16 protein-coding genes are annotated in these 16761 nt (G+C 37.0%); 3 read left to right on the top strand and 13 right to left on the bottom strand.

The annotated features are described in order from the left end of the window. Nucleotides 1-15: 15 nt before the first annotated feature. On the bottom strand, nt 16-828 hold the full coding sequence (locus N3I35_17125) for a DUF4097 family beta strand repeat-containing protein (GenBank protein MCX8131804.1): 813 nt from the start codon (nt 826-828) through the stop codon (nt 16-18). A 170-nt stretch (nt 829-998) separates the two neighbouring features. Beyond that, the gene (locus N3I35_17120) at nt 999-1805 is read right to left on the bottom strand and encodes a sugar phosphate isomerase/epimerase (GenBank protein MCX8131803.1); all 807 of its coding nucleotides are present in this window, start codon (nt 1803-1805) and stop codon (nt 999-1001) included. A gap of 310 nt (nt 1806-2115) precedes the next feature. Between N3I35_17120 and N3I35_17115 the strand changes: the two genes are divergently transcribed. Both N3I35_17115 and N3I35_17110 read left to right on the top strand, forming a co-directional pair. Beyond that, on the top strand, nt 2116-2829 hold the full coding sequence (locus N3I35_17115; protein MCX8131802.1) for a DUF3794 domain-containing protein: 714 nt from the start codon (nt 2116-2118) through the stop codon (nt 2827-2829). Nucleotides 2830-2991: 162 nt separating this feature from the next. Beyond that, entirely contained in the window at nt 2992-3588 is a 597-nt protein-coding gene (locus tag N3I35_17110; GenBank protein ID MCX8131801.1) for a DUF3794 domain-containing protein, read from the top strand. Nucleotides 3589-3609: 21 nt separating this feature from the next. Here the strand turns inward: N3I35_17110 and N3I35_17105 are convergent, their stop codons facing one another. The 10 genes from N3I35_17105 to N3I35_17060 all read right to left on the bottom strand — a co-directional run bounded on the left by N3I35_17105 (nt 3610) and on the right by N3I35_17060 (nt 14728). Beyond that, a complete protein-coding gene (locus tag N3I35_17105; protein ID MCX8131800.1) occupies nt 3610-4047 on the bottom strand; it encodes a DMT family transporter in 438 nt (145 codons plus the stop codon). 96 nt (nt 4048-4143) lie between these two features. Further along, nucleotides 4144-4695, bottom strand: a complete 552-nt coding sequence (locus N3I35_17100) for a DUF2812 domain-containing protein (protein MCX8131799.1) — start codon at nt 4693-4695, stop codon at nt 4144-4146. Continuing rightward, the gene (locus N3I35_17095) at nt 4688-5032 is read right to left on the bottom strand and encodes a PadR family transcriptional regulator (protein ID MCX8131798.1); all 345 of its coding nucleotides are present in this window, start codon (nt 5030-5032) and stop codon (nt 4688-4690) included. Before N3I35_17095 ends, N3I35_17100 begins: the two co-directional genes overlap by 8 nt. 221 nt (nt 5033-5253) lie before the next feature. Further along, nucleotides 5254-6429 carry a sugar ABC transporter permease gene (gguB, locus tag N3I35_17090; protein MCX8131797.1) on the bottom strand — a complete coding sequence of 392 codons (1176 nt, stop codon included), beginning with the start codon at nt 6427-6429 and terminating at the stop codon, nt 5254-5256. A gap of 11 nt (nt 6430-6440) precedes the next feature. Next, nucleotides 6441-7961 carry a sugar ABC transporter ATP-binding protein gene (gguA, locus tag N3I35_17085; GenBank protein MCX8131796.1) on the bottom strand — a complete coding sequence of 507 codons (1521 nt, stop codon included), beginning with the start codon at nt 7959-7961 and terminating at the stop codon, nt 6441-6443. A 101-nt stretch (nt 7962-8062) separates the two neighbouring features. Continuing rightward, complete coding sequence (gene chvE, locus N3I35_17080) at nt 8063-9166, bottom strand: sugar ABC transporter substrate-binding protein (protein MCX8131795.1); 1104 nt, start codon at nt 9164-9166, stop codon at nt 8063-8065. Nucleotides 9167-9441: 275 nt separating this feature from the next. After that, nucleotides 9442-10665 carry a substrate-binding domain-containing protein gene (locus N3I35_17075; GenBank protein MCX8131794.1) on the bottom strand — a complete coding sequence of 408 codons (1224 nt, stop codon included), beginning with the start codon at nt 10663-10665 and terminating at the stop codon, nt 9442-9444. Further along, nucleotides 10550-12154: a response regulator gene (locus N3I35_17070; GenBank protein ID MCX8131793.1), complete on the bottom strand. Its 1605-nt coding sequence runs from the start codon at nt 12152-12154 to the stop codon at nt 10550-10552. Before N3I35_17070 ends, N3I35_17075 begins: the two co-directional genes overlap by 116 nt. Then, nucleotides 12147-13688, bottom strand: coding sequence for a sensor histidine kinase (locus tag N3I35_17065; protein ID MCX8131792.1), 1542 nt, complete (start codon nt 13686-13688; stop codon nt 12147-12149). Before N3I35_17065 ends, N3I35_17070 begins: the two co-directional genes overlap by 8 nt. Beyond that, nucleotides 13685-14728, bottom strand: coding sequence for a substrate-binding domain-containing protein (locus N3I35_17060; GenBank protein MCX8131791.1), 1044 nt, complete (start codon nt 14726-14728; stop codon nt 13685-13687). Before N3I35_17060 ends, N3I35_17065 begins: the two co-directional genes overlap by 4 nt. 211 nt (nt 14729-14939) lie before the next feature. Between N3I35_17060 and N3I35_17055 the strand changes: the two genes are divergently transcribed. Further along, a complete protein-coding gene (locus tag N3I35_17055; GenBank protein MCX8131790.1) occupies nt 14940-15854 on the top strand; it encodes an MBL fold metallo-hydrolase in 915 nt (304 codons plus the stop codon). 27 nt (nt 15855-15881) lie between these two features. Here N3I35_17055 and N3I35_17050 read toward each other — a convergent pair whose 3' ends face one another. Then, nucleotides 15882-16736, bottom strand: coding sequence for a thiamine pyrophosphate-dependent enzyme (locus N3I35_17050; protein MCX8131789.1), 855 nt, complete (start codon nt 16734-16736; stop codon nt 15882-15884). Between the last annotated feature and the right edge of the window lie 25 nt (nt 16737-16761).

Genomic DNA, 16761 nt, shown 5'->3' with positions numbered 1-16761 from the left:
CATTTTATCACAGAATCATAAAAATTTGTATTTCTTTATTGTAATTCTACCCATATCAGTACTAGTTTTTATTTTAGCCGGATAATTTTTATCGGTAAAGTCATTTACCTCCACAGTTCCCATATTTTCAAAACTTATTCTTGATTCTTCAGGCAGCTGAAGATCTATATTGCCTGTGCGCGTCTCAAAAACATAATTTCCACGTTCCTCAAACTCGGCCTTTATATCTATGTTTCCGAAATTTACAGATACTTTTGAATCACTTCTTATTTTCCCGTTTTCTACTTTCAGATTACCCATATCACCTTTAACCTTAAGCTTTCCCTCCAGCCTTCTTACTTCTATGTTTGCCATATCTACTTCAATATTCAGACTGCTTTTCAAGTCATCCAAAACCTTGATTGTACCTGTACCAACTTTACACCCCACACTTTCAGCATTTTTAGGAATAAATATCCTGATGTCGGAACTGATATCCCCATGGCTTTTAATACTTTTCCCATACCTTGCTTTATAAACTACCATATTACCATCCTGAGACAAATTAATATCAAAATTCTTCAGTTTTGATTCCAGTTCCTTTTTTTCTCCCATTCCCCTTACTCTGTTCTTAATCTCAAACTTGACTTTTCCCTTGTCCCACGTATAAAATTCTATGTTACTTGAATCTGCATCAACAAACAAATCAAGATGCTCCTTTATTTCAATTGTTTTTTCAATGTGTTCAGCCACTTCCTTTTTAGGCCCCATTTCTACTACTGATGAAGAACATGAAGTAAAAAAAATAAAGCATAATACTACTGCTGATAAAAAATCCTTTTTACGCATATATTTACCTCCAAAAGTCACTTGTATGTTTATATCCGTATCCCTATAAAAATATACGTCCTACAGCTATTCTACTTTTATTGGTAATGATATCACGCAGCAGAATAATCCTCAAATATTTCCCTTACAAACAAAAAAAACGGTTAACTTAACCGTTTTTTTGTTTGGTCTTATTTTATATTATCTCTTATATAATACGCATAATGTGAAAATACCACTCCGGGATCTTCCAGATCCACGCACCAGCGCTTAACCCATTCAAGTGACACAAACCCATCATATTTGTTTTTCTTCAGCAGCTCAAGAGTTTCTCTTACTGGTACATCTCCATATCCAAGCATTTTGTACCTTATTTTGCCCTCTTCCACCTTAGAGTCCTTCATGTGTATAAACATTATGTAGTCTTTAAGCGCAGCATAAGTCTTTTCTACCGGTTCATTCATAAATCTGAACGGATGATGTATATCCCATAATACTCCCAGATTAGTATTATCAACTGCTTTTACCAGCTCAAGCATTTTCTCAGAATCAGCAAATATACCGTTTGTTTCAATCAAAATCTTTACATTCTTATCTTTGGCGTATTCCGTCAATGTTTTCAGGTTGTCGGCAACAAAACAAAAATCTATTTCATTGCCAGGCTCAGGATTTGCATCTCCAAGCACCCTTACAAATGGGGTTCCCAGCTTTTGAGCTATATCTATGTATTCCTTGCCTTCATTAATATAAAAGTCTTTCTTTGCTTTATCAAACAAATAGCATGCAGAGGTCAGACATGGAATTTCAAGACCCAGCTTATTTAGCCTTGCTTTTGTACCTTCTATATTTGTTACTGAAAAAGGCTTTGACTTGGGTACGTACAGCTCATTTTCAATTCCGCGGACTTCTATTCCGTTAAACCCCAGGTCCTTTGCTGTTGAAAGCATATCGTCCCAGGACCATTCAGGACAGCCAAGCGTAGAAAAAGAAATTTTCATACTATCGCCTCCATCGATGTAGTATAGCAGTAATTTTTTCCAAGTATTTAATACTCTCTTACACTAGTTCTATTACCTTAACAAGCAAGTATTAATATACTAATAATAACACTTTATATTTATTATGTCATCAGAGTTTTTTATACCTCTCTCTGCTATGTTTTTTTGAAATTCTTATCTTTTGTGATCTCTTCTGAACCCGCTATATGACAATCTTAATATTCTAACAAAAACAGTTAACATAATTCACCTTTTGTCTCGTTTATGTATACTATATAATATAAACTAAATCAGTAAAGGAGTGTTTTATATGACAGAATACCAGAAAATCTCTTATGGCGATTGCTGCGAAAAAAAACCGGAAGTTTACACCTATGATAAAGATTACGAAAAAGATTTTGATAAAGACTTTGATAAAAATTACGAGAAGGATTCTGACAAAAACTTTGATAAGGATTTCGACAAAAAATGCAAAAAGGGCTATTACCCGCCTGAAAAAAGAGTTAAATGCATTAAAGTACCTGAAGTAATCGGCAGAAATGACTGTCAGGTTTTGCTTGAATGTGTAATTCCTTTCCCTTGCAATTATCCTGCAGTAGAAATAAAGGATATAATGAAAGAAGTAAGAAACCTATTTATCAAGGTATGTAAAAACAAAGTTCTTATAAATGGCATTCTTCATAAGAATATAAACTACAAAACATTTGAAGATTACTACAAAGACAAATGTGATTGCTCATACGACACATACTACGGCAGTGTCAAGCACATTGGAGTAGATATACCTTTCAGCTGCTTTATAGAAGTACCTGGTGCAAGACCTGGGGATGACTATCAGGTTGAATTTGCCGGTGTTGAGGATGATTGCGAAGTAGATATTTTAGAAGATCCTATCCGTGTATGTGACGGCGGAGTTATTGCCTATAAAAAGGTAAGAGAAAAAGTAATCGTTAAAATCGATCTTAAAGTATTAAGACATGTTCAGATTACTATAAAACCTGAACACTACAATATTTGTCCCTGATAAAATCTTAAGTATTAATTTGTGAGTATTTTTACTGCATAGTCCTGCAAAGCAGGGCTATGCAGTACTTTTATGTTCAGCTATAACCTCAGCTTAACAAATCACGTTTTTAAACTTGGATTAATATGATGATATAAGACTATTACTATATTTAGTGGCGAAATGGAAAATAATGAATATAAAAGTTATTATGATTATTTGAACAGATATAACAGATATACAGGGCAAAAAAAAACCAAACCTATAATAGACGGTGACTCTGAAAGACATATTGATGTTCCCGAAATTATTGGCATCGGATACTGCCAGAAGCTTTTAGAGTATATACTCCCTATTCCTTCGCAATATCCTGCTGCAAATATCCTGAACAGTTTATCCGAAATTAACAACTTGTCTACAAATGTGTGCAAGGATGGAGTATTTGTAGATGGTACACTTTTCAGGGTTTTTAGTTATCAGTGCTATGAAGGTGTTTTTTCTTATAAGTATAACAATACCAAACACCGTGGTTCACACGGCTGTATCAGGTATATCTCTATTGACCTGCCCTTCAGCTGTTTCATTGAAGTCCCCGGTGCATTACCAGGAGACACGGTAAAATTCATCCATGCAGGAATTGATGATTCCTTAAAGTTTTGTATCCTGGAAGACCCTATCACCGGTACTGGCAGTACAATTAAAGAATATAAAAAGCTGAATGTAAAAGATATGATAAAAATAGAACTGGAACTGACACGTATAGCTCATATTGCCATATAGTAAACCGAACATGAAAACAGATTATTTTACTATAAGTTTTACAGCTATAACCATGATAATCACACCAATGACCCTGCTTGTATCCAAAGGAACTTTTGCAGTACCTAAAAGCCCCAGACTGTCTATAGCTATTCCGGTAACCAGCTGTACTGCAACCATGACAGTAACCGTAGATGCTATACCTATAACGCCGGCAACTCTTGCTCCTAAATATACTACAGTCGCTCCAAGCAATCCTCCAATCCATAGATATGGCGGTGCTTTAAGAATATTCCTGTATTCCTTGAAGCCTCCAGCTAATGCATTTATTATCAATACAAGAATAGTACCCAGTAAGAAACTGTGCAGTGCAGCCAGCCTTGGTGTAATCAGTTTTGCAAGTGCAGAATTCACCGTAGGCTCCAGAGCTACACAAATTCCAACTATTCCTGCCCCTGCTAAAGCAAAATAATAAGTCATATAAGTACCCCGACATTAACTTCTTATTCCGGAAACTTATATTATTCTGTGTCAAAAACATACATAATAATACATTGTCAGGATATTTTGCTTCCTTTATATTTCTTTTTTAAGCTTGTTATTTCTTCCAATCACCTTTAGAGTTCCGGGTATAAATATAATCCCCAATATTGTATCGAGTAAACCGACATAAAGATTCATCTTTTCTCCGCATGAAAATAAGTATATCCTAATATTCATAAATCCTGCAGAGAGTAAAGCTATCACCCCAATAACAGATAGTCCCAAGATTTTTTTGTTTCTATTTATTTTGGAAGCACTGTCACTATAGATATCAGGCAGCTTATCTCCGGATGCTTCTGTTCTGAAATATCTCCACATCATATAACGGCCAATATACTCCCAACCGGATTGATTGAATAATTCTAAATACTCTTCTATATTCCTATCGAAATCTTCTTTATAGTCAAGCCTGTAAACATAGTTTTTGGGTTCACCCTTCAAGAAATGATAAAATCCCGGCCATCTGAATCCCAATAAATGATATCCCCTCAAAGACATTTCTCTAAGCCATTTTTCTTCGATTTCATCCTGCCAGGGCCAAAACCACTTGAATTTCGAAACAAATTTGCTGAATTTGTCACTCATTTTCCCCATCCCCCAACCTGTCAAGTACATCCATTCCGTGCTCTACCAATTCTGCCAACCTTCTTATCTCCATAAAAAGAAGCTTTTTGCCTACATCAGTAAGTACATAACACTTTTTCCTGTCGTCAGCCAGAGTCATTTCTATCAGTTCTTCTTTTTGCAGCTTGCTAAGTGCACCGTATAAAGTTCCTGGCCCAAGCGTAATCTTACCCTTGCTCAGGCTATCCACATACTGCATAATAGCGTAACCATGACGGGGCTCAACGAGCGAAAGCAAAATATAGTAAGTAGATTCCGTTAAAGGCAGGTATTTCTTTATTAGTTTATCGCCATTCATTATTTTCACCTCTTATATCATAGCACGTTATATCCATGCTCGATATATCGTCTAACGATATATTATCTCTTAAAAAAATAAATGTCAATATTTTTCTTTTTTATATAGAGCAAACTAAATGAAAAAACGCTAAATCATTATGCATATTAAAAAGAGTACTTCCAAAATCATGGAAATACCCTTTTTATATTAGGCTTATTGTACAGTTTTATATTTTCTGATTATCTCCTTGCTTTACGGGTTGCTACGTCAAATACAACGGCAGCTACAAGTACGGCACCTCTTATTATATACTGGTACGAGATTCCAACCCCCATAAGATTCATACCGCTTACCAAAGACGACATTACCAAAGCACCTATTAAAGAGCCCGTTATCTTACCAACTCCACCTGCTGCTGATACGCCGCCTACATAGGCAGCTGCAACAGCATCCAGTTCAAAAAGTGTTCCCGCTGTGGGAGATGCTGACTGAAGACGGGATGCAAATAATATACCTGACAATGCTGATAGCAAACTCATAGAACAAAAGACCACATAAGTAATTTTCTTAACGCTTATTCCACTTAACTTAGCTGCTTCAGGATTACCTCCCACTGCATAGATATGCCTTCCTAATACTGTTTTTGTTGAAACAAAGTGATATATCGCTGCTGTAATCAATACAATTACTACTGTCCATGAAAGCCCATTGTATCCGGCAAGTATCCATGTGATATAAGCAATTACAGCTGAAATAAAGATTAATTTTATAACAAATATACTCACAGATGTAACTTCAAAACTATATTTTTGTTTATTTTTTCTGGTCCGGAGCTCACTCCATACAAAAAATCCGATAGCTAATGCTCCCAGTATAAGTGTAAGTAAATGTACATCCCCTACATCCGCTATATCAGGTATAAACCCATTTCCTATAGCATTAAAGAATTTATCACTGATTACAATGGTACCGGTTCCTTCAGTAACCCATAGGAGCAATCCTCTGAAGATAAGCCATCCTGCAAGGGATGCCACAAAAGACGGTATATCCAGTTTTGCAACCAAAAAACCATTAAAAAACCCTATTAGCAATCCCATCAGCAGTATAGCCGGTAACGTAACATATACCGGAATACCTATTTTAGTCAGCATTATAGCCGCTACAGCACCTAAGAAACCTGATAGAAAACCGACTGACAAGTCTATATGTCTTATGACGATAACTAGGGTCATACCTATGGCCAGTACTGCAATATACCCTGTCTGATTGATTAAATTACTGATATTTCTAGATGAAATAAATAATCCGCCGGTTGTAATAGTGAATGTTATCATAATTACAATAAGAGCGATATACATTCCATATTCACGGATATTATGCTTAAGCAAGGTCTGTGCTTCTTTAAAAAATTTCATGGCTGATCCTCCTAATTCGTTGCCATACCCATAATTTTTTCCTGAGTGGCTTCTTCTATCGGCAATTCACCGGTAATTTTACCTTCTGATACTACATATATTCTGTCGCTCATACCTAATACTTCCGGTAGCTCAGATGATATCATAATGATCCCCAAACCTTTTCTTACCAGCTCATTCATAATAGTATAGATTTCATATTTTGCTCCTACATCAATTCCGCGTGTAGGTTCGTCCAGTATCAGTATATCCGGCTTTGCAAACAGCCATTTTCCCAATGAAACTTTCTGCTGGTTTCCACCGCTCAGGTTACCCACTTTCTGTTCAATACTAGGCGCCTTTATGTTCAGATTCGATTTGTATTCGTTGGCAACCTTGATTTCTTCATTTGCATTGATCACGCCGTTTTCAGCAATGGACTTTAAATTGGCCATGGATATGTTTTGTTTGATATCCTGAATCAGTATCAACCCATTTCCTTTTCTGTCCTCTGTTACATATGCAATTCCTTCATTGATCGCATCACTGGGATGCTTTAGACCCTTTTTCTTTCCTTTTATGAATAAGTCGCCCTTTAACCGGTATCCTCCGGGGTTTCCGAAAATACTCTGTGCTAGTTCTGTCCTTCCTGCACCCATAAGCCCGGCAATGCCAACAATTTCTCCCTTTTTTACTTTCAGATTTATGTCCCTCAATATTTCTCTTCCAAGGTTAGGATCATAGCCGCTCCAATTTCTCAATTCCAGAACAACTTCATCCGAAGGCTTGAAATCCCTCTTAGGATAGATATTGTCTATCTCACGCCCAACCATATTTTTAATGATTATGTTTTCAGATATCTCACCTTTTTCAGCATCCAGCGAACAAATTGTTTGTCCGTCACGCAATACAGTAACTGTATCAGCAATAGAAATAACTTCCTTCAGTTTGTGGGAAATCATAATGCAGGTAATTCCCTGTTCTTTCAATTCCTTCAGCAATTTCAGCAGGTTTTCGCTGTCATCCTCATTCAATGCTGCTGTCGGTTCATCCAAAATAAGTAATTTAACATCCTTACTCAAAGCTTTGGCAATCTCTATCAGCTGTTGCTTACCGACACCCAACTCTTTGATAAGAGTTGTAGGTTTGACATTAAGCTTTACTTTTTTAAGCATCTCTCCTGCTTTGGAAATAGTCTCATTCCAATCGATAATAGAGCCTTTTTTTATCTCATGTCCAAGAAAAATATTTTCATATACTGTCATATCGGGAACTAAAGCCAGCTCCTGGTATATTATGGCTATCCCGGCTTTTTCACTGTCCCTTACACTTGTATACTTCTGAACCTCTCCATTTATGACAATATCACCCGAATATGTTCCGTAGGAATAAACTCCGCTCAAAACCTTCATTAGCGTTGATTTCCCAGCACCATTTTCACCAACCAGGCAGTGGATTTCTCCTCGTCTGACTTTGAAATTTACATTGCTTAAAGCCTTTACTCCCGGGAATTCCTTTGTAATATTTTTCATTTCCAGTATATGTTGAATCATAGTAGGAAAACGCCCCTTTTTTCACGCATCTTTGTATCAGAACAGCAGAATAGTGACAGTCTGGGCTATCACTATTCTGACTATACTAATTTAATGTGTGATTATTTTAAACCTTGAAAATCTTCTGCTTTGTAGTAACCAGAATCAACTAATGCAGATTTTACATTTTTCTGGTCAACAACGATAACTTCTGTCTGCTTTGCTTTAACCTTGATTTTTCCATTATCGTATTCACCGGATGTTTCAGGTGTGGAATCTTTCAATAAGGCAATCGCCATATCGATTGAATCCTTAACAAGAGTACGTACATCTTTGAAAACTGTCATGGATTGTTTTCCGTCAATTATATACTGTATGGAAGCTTTTTCAGCATCTTGCCCGGAAATTATGTAGCTCTTGACTGCACTGTCTGCCTTGAATGCATCTGCTATAGCACGAGCAGTACCGTCGTTTGGAGCTAATATGCATACATCTCCTTTATCTGCCGCAGCAGCAGCTGTCAAATGAGCCTCAGCCTTATTCTTTGCTTCATTGAAATCCCAGTTTGTCGTAACCTGTCCAATGATCTTGCTCATTTCGTCACGGCTCAATTGTGCTTTATCTTTTAATGCAACAGCTTCACTTGAATTTTTGATAACAAATGTTCCGTCTGCAATCTTAGGCTGTAATACAGTCCAAGCACCTTCGAAGAACAGAAATGCATTGTTGTCTGATGCAGCTCCGGCATACAGGTAAAGTGGTGTTCCCTTAGCCTTGGCATTGTCAACCAAATACTGAGCCTGAGCTTTACCTACTGATATACTGTCAAATGTTACGTAGTAATCAACTGCATCTGTGTTTGTAATCAATCTGTCATAAGATATTACTTTTATACCTTCTTTTTTTGCCGCTTCTACAGCTGCGGCTGCAGCTGCTCCGTCATGAGGACAAATAATCAGTGTTTTTATTCCCTTTGCAATCAAAGCATCAACATTTTCCTTTTCCTTTGCTGAAGATCCCTGGCTGAAAAGAATTTCAACTGAATAATCTGTGTTCTTCAAAGCATCTTTAAATCTGGTTTCATCCTGAACCCATCTAGGTTCATCTTTCGTTGGAAGAACTATGCCTACATCAACCTTTCCCTTAGATGAGCCACACGCAGTGAATACAGTTGCGAGCATTAACACTGCAATTAGAATTGATACTAGCTTTGAGTACTTTTTCATTAAAAAATCCTCCTTTAATATTCTTAGACACTTTACACGTCCATTCTATTATAGGAAGCATTTTTCTTCACTAGACCTATTTATCAAATATAATAATAAATTACTGCAAATATTTTTTTTGAGTATATAGTAGTAAAAAATTAATATTAATAATTTGCTACTGGCACAAAAATTTTTCACATAAAAAATCCCCTTTTAAGTACAGCTTTCTGTATGCCACGCTTGCAGCATTCCGCCAGCTTTACTTAAAGGGGATTTTATGTCAGATAAATAAATTACTGCTTGTCCACAGCGTTTTCCTCACCGTAAATTTCTCTATCCCACTGCTCTTTAGGCCATTGGGATTTAGGCACATTACGGAAAACATCTTCCAGTTTGTGGAATCCATCCTGTATTACAGTCTCAACTATATTTTCACGGGTTACAGCAATGGGCTTAATCATATAATAAGGAATGTCATATTTACCGTCATTTATTTTGGAATTGCATAATATATCCTGACCCTTTGCCAGCTGAACTGCAATGACCGCTGCTGACTGGGCTATTATATCTATAGGTTTGTATATGGTCATATGCTGTGTTCCTTCTACTACTCTCTGACACCCGGCAAGATCCGCATCGTGACCGGCTACAGCTACTTTACCTGCCAGCCTCCTCTCTGCCAATGCCTGAATAGCCGAAGCAGCCAGAGTATCATTCCCAGCTATGACTGCATCTATTCTTTCTCCCTTTTTCAATGTCTGTTCTATACATTTGTATGCTTCCTCAGGAACCCAGTCTTCAGCCCATATTTCCGAAACAATATCAATATCTCCTTTTTCCACATAAGGATCAAGTATTTTTTTATATCCCTTATTGAATAATGATGTATTATTGTCTGTTTTAGCACCATTTATTATTACATAGTTTCCCTTCGGGACTTTCTCAATAGTGTATTCTGCCATCAATTCGCCTACTTTTACATTATCAAAGGAAATATATACATCAACTCCGGCATTTTTAACCAAACGGTCGTATGAGATTACTTTTACCCCTTCCTTTTTTGCCAGCTGTACTATGGATGATGCCGATATGGCATCATGTGGTACTACAGCAAGAATGTCTATATCCTGCTCAAGCAAGTATTTGACCTGACTATATTGATCATCACTGCTGTTGTTGGCATTTTGGACAATAACCTCAGCTCCCAGCTCATTTGCTTTTGCTACGAAAATATCCCTATCACGCTGCCATCTTTCTTCCTGAAGTGTTCCCATAGAAAAACCTATTTTTATTTTTTTTGTATTACCTACTGAAACACCTTTTTCAATACTTGGATTATTTTCACTACATCCTGACAATGATGCAGAGAATAAAACCACTGTCAAAAATGTGCATACTGTTTTATTCCTGAGTCCTATCCTTGAATTCAGTCGGAGTGATTCCCGTAACCTTTTTGAAAATCCGGCTGAAATAGTTCGGATCACTGTAGCCAACCTGGTAACATACTTCTTTGACACTATACTTTCCCTCCTCCAGAAACTCCTTTGCTTTTTGAATTCTGATAAAAGTAAGGTATTCAACGTAATTTTCTCCTGTCTCATCTTTAAAGAGCTTGCAAAAATAATTAGGGCTTATATTTACTCCTCTGGCTACATCGTCAAGAGAAATCTCGTTGAAGTAATTCTCATCTATAAATTTTTTTGCATTAACAATTATTTTGCTGAGTTTTTTTTGTCTTATATTTCCTGCAAGGTGTGAAATGTTCTTTAAGCGTTCTTTACACCACGCTTTCAGAATCATAGCATCCTTAATGTCAAGTATTTCATGAATATAGTCATACCCTGTCAGAATTCCGTCTTCTCCATCTCCATATTCAGCAACAGTGCGGTGAATCAGAACCATCAGTTCTATTATCCTTGTTCTTATACGTTCAAGGTTGTCTGCATAGTCAAGCTGCAGACATTCAAATATCTGATTAAAGGCTTGCAGACAGAGATCCGTATCGCCGGAACATGCCTTCTCAATAATAGTCTTTTCCATTTCTGCAATGTATGCTGTATCCACTTTTATTTCAGCCGGTAAATCCATATAGTGCACAACACCCTTGCTTCCAGCCTTTTTTATTGCTTTGACGGATTCTTCATAGGATCTGCATAGATTTTCAATGCCTTTATAGCTCTTCCCTATACCTATTTGAAAGTCTGCACCTGTTTTTTCTGTGATAATTTCGTATATCTGCTCTGCAACTTTTAAAGCTTTAAGCCTATGATCATACTCTTCTTCCTGGCTGTCTTCCATAACAAAGGCAATAATTCTGTTTAGCATAACAGGTCCTACTATACATTTACAGAAACGTTTGATTGTATCTCTGAAGTACGGGTAGAAAGACTGACTCTTGACACTAAATCCTATTTTGTTTGATAAAACCCCATCTCCATTGGTTTCACCAAACTCAATAATCATTATGTATCCATATTCTTCGGTAATGTTAAGAAACTCCTTATAGTATCCGAGTTCCCTTCTATTATCTTCAAAGAACAGTATTGAGTATATAAAACCGTTTTCAAGTATGGGAATTATACTTTCAAGCCTTTCTTTAAGCTCAAGTTCCTTCCTTCTCTTTTCCCTTTCATTTTCTATAAGTTCAATTGATTTATTGATTATCTCAACAATTTTCATTCTATTGACAGGCTTCAGCAGGTATTCATATACCCCTAATTTTACTGCTTCCTTGGCAAAATCAAACTGGTCATATGCAGTGATTATTATGAATACTGCCTGACGGTATATTGATTTGATTTCTTTTATGGCCTCTATCCCATTGATTCCAGGCATGCTTATATCCATGAACACTATATCCGGTTTGAGGGTTTCAGCAGCTTCTATAGCTTCCCTGCCTGATCTTGCAGTGCTTACGGAAATATTACCGTCAAAATTCTTATCAATAATATACCTTATGGAATCCAGAACAATCTGTTCATCATCAGCAACAAGCAATTTATACAATAATATCCCCCCTCATATCACTGTCTTCATTTTTTGCCGGTATAGTTATCTCTACCTTTGTACCCTGCCCCGGACTGCTGTATATTTTAACAATGTCTTCATAGTTGTAAAACAATTTCAGGCGAATAATAACATTACTTATTCCGATTCCTGTAGTATGTCCTGTTTTTTTTGCATTTTGCGGACTCTGAAACTCCTTCGAATTAGCCATTATTGTATTTATGGTTTCTTCACTCATGCCTTTTCCATTATCCTCAATCTCAATTTTCACTGCATCAGCATCTTTTGACACCCTCAGTGCAATACTTCCACCTGTTACCATACTGCTCAATCCATGAATAAATGCATTTTCAACTACAGGCTGTAAAATCATCCTGGGTATTTCGATCTCGAGAGCATCTTCATCTATTTCCTGAACAAACTCAACCATATCGGCAAAACGTGTTTTTAGTATGAATATATACGAATTAACATTATCTACTTCATCTTTTAGTGTTACGGGCTTATCGAGCTTTCTCATATTATACCTGAAAAGAATAGCAACATTTTCTATGAAGAAAGATGTCTTATCCGCTCCTTCCAGCATGGCAATCTGAACTCCCGCATTCAGTGTATTGAATATGAAGTGGGGATTTATTTGCGACTGAAGCGCTTGTATCTCAGCTTCCCTCAAATGGTTTTTCATTATGAGGTTCTGCATCTCCTGCTCCTTTAACCGCCCTTCCAGTTGCGCCTTTTCTTTTATTTCATTTATGTAGTCTTTCAGACTTGCAGTCATACGGTTAAAAGCCCCGGCCATTATACTTATTTCATCACCTGTGTCCACATCCACACTTGCTATGTCAAAGTTCCCTTTTGAAATCTCATTTGCAGATTTTGATAACAGGACAATAGGTCTTGTAATTCTTAGAGTAAACCACAAAATGAGTATGATATTAAACAGTATTGAGCCGAATATAATAGCAATATTAAGCATTTTTACAAATTGAAGCCTGTTGGACTCAGTAATATACCTTTTTGTATTTTCCTGAAGCTGCTGTACATTCAACTTATTTATATATAAATTAATATATCCGTATACCTTGCTTGCTTCGGAATACTGGGTGATGTACTCATTGATATTTCTTCCCCTCTTCGCAAGTACCGCAGCATCCGTTTCATTAAGGTACGTGTTTATCATGTTACTTATATCTTTTATTAGCAGCCGGCTCTCCTGGGTAAAGTTTTCCTTTCCCATATCAAGCGACTTTTCCCGCAGTATTTCGCTGTAGCGGTAATACTCCTTCAAACTTTCATAATGCTTCGAGGACAGAAAGTTTTCCAGGCTTGTCTCCACTTTGTTGACAATGTCGTATAATTCGTTTAAATAGACATTGCTTGTAAACATAGTATCCATTTTTGTCATAAGCGTCCTGGAGTTATAATATGTATACAGGCTTGTTGCACCCATAAGGAGTGTAATAAGCATAAAGTATACTATAAGTTTTTTCCCTATTTTGTTATTGCTTAATATCCTGCGGAAAAGCGAAATCATTTTTTTAGCCCCTGCTCCTTCTTTTCCTTCTCAGATTCTGTATATTCTCCTACATTTTGTGCAGTTATTGCGTTTACACCTGTATCTATATATGATGAAGTCCTGTTGTTTTTCTTTACCTCGTATAACGCTTTTATGCTTTCATAGCCCATTTTCTCAGGATTGCTCGCAACAGTCCCGTATATTACTTTATTTTCTACATACCTCAGTATTTCAGGAGTGTTTCCGTAGCCTATGATAACAATATCCCCCAATTTGTTAAGATCTACTATAACCTGGGCTACTCCCAGTGTATCCTTTGAATTTGTACAGAGTATAGTGTCAACGTCGGGAAAGTTGTTCAGAATATTTTTTGTAATCTCCTCAGCACTGAAAATTCCGGGTTTACAGGTTTGCACGGTTCTTATCTTAATATCGGGATAGCTTTTTATTACATCTTTCAGTCCGGCAATCCTTAAGTTCTGCATTACATTTTCCCCGTCATTTTCATAACTGTTCAGTATGACTGCTATTCTGGCTGAATTAGTACGGGATTTGACTACCAGCCTTCCTCCCTCAACTCCCAGTCTGAAACCGCTTGTTCCTACATAAGATACCCTTTTACTGTTTTTAGCATCATTTTCAATTGTTACGACAGGAATATTTAGTTTTTCTGCTTTGTCTATGAGAGGCTGAAACTGTTCTTCGTCAAGCACATGTGTGATAATACCGTCTACCCTTGATGCTATGGCTATATCAAGGTATTGAAGTTCTTCAGCAATGTTTGTAAACCTTGGACCGTTGAATTCTACCGCTACATTAAACTCTTTTGCAGCCTCAAAAGCACCACTCCTTATGCTCTGCCAGAAGGAATCGTCCGTATTTTGAGCAATGACGGCAAAATGGTACTGTGGGCTTCCCACATCCTGAACCTGTACCACTGAATCCTTTAATTCTTTGGGTTCAATGAGAATAATTCCTATATAGAAAGCAGCCAGTATCAGAATTGCTACCGGTAAAACCCTAATTGTATTATGAATGGTCATTCTTCTTGTTTTCATCTTTTTACCCGCATTTTTAGTATATATCATATTGTATCATATTTGGTTATGTTTTTCAGAAATTAATTTAGCCTCTCATGCTGGTTGGTCTAAACTATAATAGTTGTATCGTTCTGGCTAATTATTTGACATGTAACTATTATTATAACAAAAACATGTGGTATAATCCTTCTATAAAACTTTACTAGGAGAAATCTGACAGGAGAAGAGAATGAAAACAAGATATTTGCCGATTTCAATACTTTATTTAGCCATACTTTTTATGTTTACATCCTGCTTAAATACTACAGGAGATTCAGCTGCGCAGGAAGCCTTCAGCAAAACAGCTGCAACTTCCGTACAAAATACCGAATCCGGTTTGAAAGGCACTGAACAAGCAGTACCCGTATACGATTCCAATAAACCGGAACCAAAAACCTTTAAATTCATTTCTAAATTACCTGATACCATAAAAGAGGGTATTTTGATAAAGAAATACTCTCCCGCGTATACAAGTTTCAGAATACGTACTTCAAAGGATATAACCATTATTACGGATCCCTATGAAATGGACGAAGACATTGAAGCGGATATTGTGACTGAAAGCCATCAGCACTTGGATCACTGTGATGTATCGAGAATCAAAGGCAGTTATAAACTTTTTACCGATCCCGGTGAGTATAATGTCAAAGGCATTAATATAGCAGGTATAGCAGGCCACCACAATGTCGGCGATATGGCAGGTACAAATAATATTTTCGTATTTGATATAGATGGAATCAGAATAGCAGAATTCGCCTCGCAGGGTCAGGAACCTGACGAAGAAATGTATAAAAAGATTTCAAGCGCTGATGTTCTTATCCTTCAGTTGTTTGACGGAAACGGTAAATTGACATTAGAAGAATGCAGAAAAATAACCACAAGATTAAAATCCAAGATAATTATTCCGGCCCACGGTGATGATAACCTGAAAGAATCATTTGCAGCGCTTGTAGGCGGCGATGTCTACATCGCTGACAGCAACGAGGCTTATGTCAGCAAGTCTGTTATCCAAAAAATCACTAGACCAAGGGTGCTTATTTTGGATAACTGGGAAAACAGAACAGGATATAACCCCTATACTTATGATGGAGAAGCTTATGACTGAATTTTGTAGTAATTGATACAGATCCTGTTACACAAACTCCTCCATAAAGGTGCCAACCATATTTTTATCCGTCACTTTATCTACAAGCGGCAATCCATCTTTTAAGAAATCTATTTTATCATGATAAGTGTTTTTATTCTCTTTATACAGGATTCCGAGCGGAATCCTGTCGCCCCATTCCATCGCTTTCGCCATAGCTGCAGGTTTATCTGCATAGTTATAGCTGCTATCCAATTTATAAACCCGCTTGCTGTACCATTGGAATGTATTAACTTTATTAAAGCTTATACATGGCTGCAGAATATCCACTAAAGCGTAACCTTTATATTTTATTGCCTCAACCATTATGGTTGTAAGGTGCTCATTTTCTCCACTGAAAGCCCTGGCAACAAAACCCGCACCCAAAGCTATAGCCAGAAGAAGTGGATTCATTGGATTGTTTATTGTTCCGTTTGGCTGTATAGCTGTCGTATGACCGACATCCGTTGTAGGTGAAGCCTGACCTTTTGTCAATCCATAAATCTGATTGTTATGGACAAAATGTGTTATGTCAACATTTCTCCTTATATTATGAATAAAGTGGTTTCCCCCCTCACCGTAAGAATCCCCGTCACCGGTACTGATTATAACTGTAAGGTTTTTATTAGCTATTTTCGCAGCTGCCGCAGGAGGAAGCGCTCTTCCGTGCAAGCCACAAAAGCCGTTTGTATTGATGTATTGTGGTGTCTTTGCCGCCTGTCCTATCCCTGCTGCTATAAGCACTTCATGTGGTCTCTTTTTTAAAATCTCCAGAGCATTTTTCAGAGCCTCCAGTATCTGAACATCTCCACAACCTGGACACCATGCAGTTTCACATATTCTGAAGCTATCATTAATCTGCATACTTTAACCTCCACTTTTTTCTTGC

It is taken from the genome of Clostridia bacterium, from assembly GCA_026414765.1.
In the GTDB taxonomy this organism is placed as follows: domain Bacteria; phylum Bacillota; class Clostridia; order Acetivibrionales; family DSM-27016; genus SKW86.
This window is presented reverse-complemented; position numbering and strand designations above follow the sequence as displayed.

Excerpts from the sequence above, each read along its gene's own strand:
- N3I35_17050 (MCX8131789.1), bottom strand. The coding sequence starts at position 16,736 with ATGCAGATTAATGATAGCTTCAGAATATGTGAAACTGCATGGTGTCCA.
- N3I35_17060 (MCX8131791.1), bottom strand. The coding sequence starts at position 14,728 with ATGAAAACAAGAAGAATGACCATTCATAATACAATTAGGGTTTTACCG.
- N3I35_17055 (MCX8131790.1), top strand. The coding sequence starts at position 14,940 with ATGAAAACAAGATATTTGCCGATTTCAATACTTTATTTAGCCATACTT.
- N3I35_17115 (MCX8131802.1), top strand. The coding sequence starts at position 2,116 with ATGACAGAATACCAGAAAATCTCTTATGGCGATTGCTGCGAAAAAAAA.
- N3I35_17065 (MCX8131792.1), bottom strand. The coding sequence starts at position 13,688 with ATGATTTCGCTTTTCCGCAGGATATTAAGCAATAACAAAATAGGGAAA.
- chvE (MCX8131795.1), bottom strand. The coding sequence starts at position 9,166 with ATGAAAAAGTACTCAAAGCTAGTATCAATTCTAATTGCAGTGTTAATG.
- gguA (MCX8131796.1), bottom strand. The coding sequence starts at position 7,961 with ATGATTCAACATATACTGGAAATGAAAAATATTACAAAGGAATTCCCG.
- N3I35_17105 (MCX8131800.1), bottom strand. The coding sequence starts at position 4,047 with ATGACTTATTATTTTGCTTTAGCAGGGGCAGGAATAGTTGGAATTTGT.
- N3I35_17100 (MCX8131799.1), bottom strand. The coding sequence starts at position 4,695 with ATGAGTGACAAATTCAGCAAATTTGTTTCGAAATTCAAGTGGTTTTGG.
- N3I35_17125 (MCX8131804.1), bottom strand. The coding sequence starts at position 828 with ATGCGTAAAAAGGATTTTTTATCAGCAGTAGTATTATGCTTTATTTTT.
- gguB (MCX8131797.1), bottom strand. The coding sequence starts at position 6,429 with ATGAAATTTTTTAAAGAAGCACAGACCTTGCTTAAGCATAATATCCGT.
- N3I35_17120 (MCX8131803.1), bottom strand. The coding sequence starts at position 1,805 with ATGAAAATTTCTTTTTCTACGCTTGGCTGTCCTGAATGGTCCTGGGAC.
- N3I35_17095 (MCX8131798.1), bottom strand. The coding sequence starts at position 5,032 with ATGAATGGCGATAAACTAATAAAGAAATACCTGCCTTTAACGGAATCT.
- N3I35_17110 (MCX8131801.1), top strand. The coding sequence starts at position 2,992 with ATGGAAAATAATGAATATAAAAGTTATTATGATTATTTGAACAGATAT.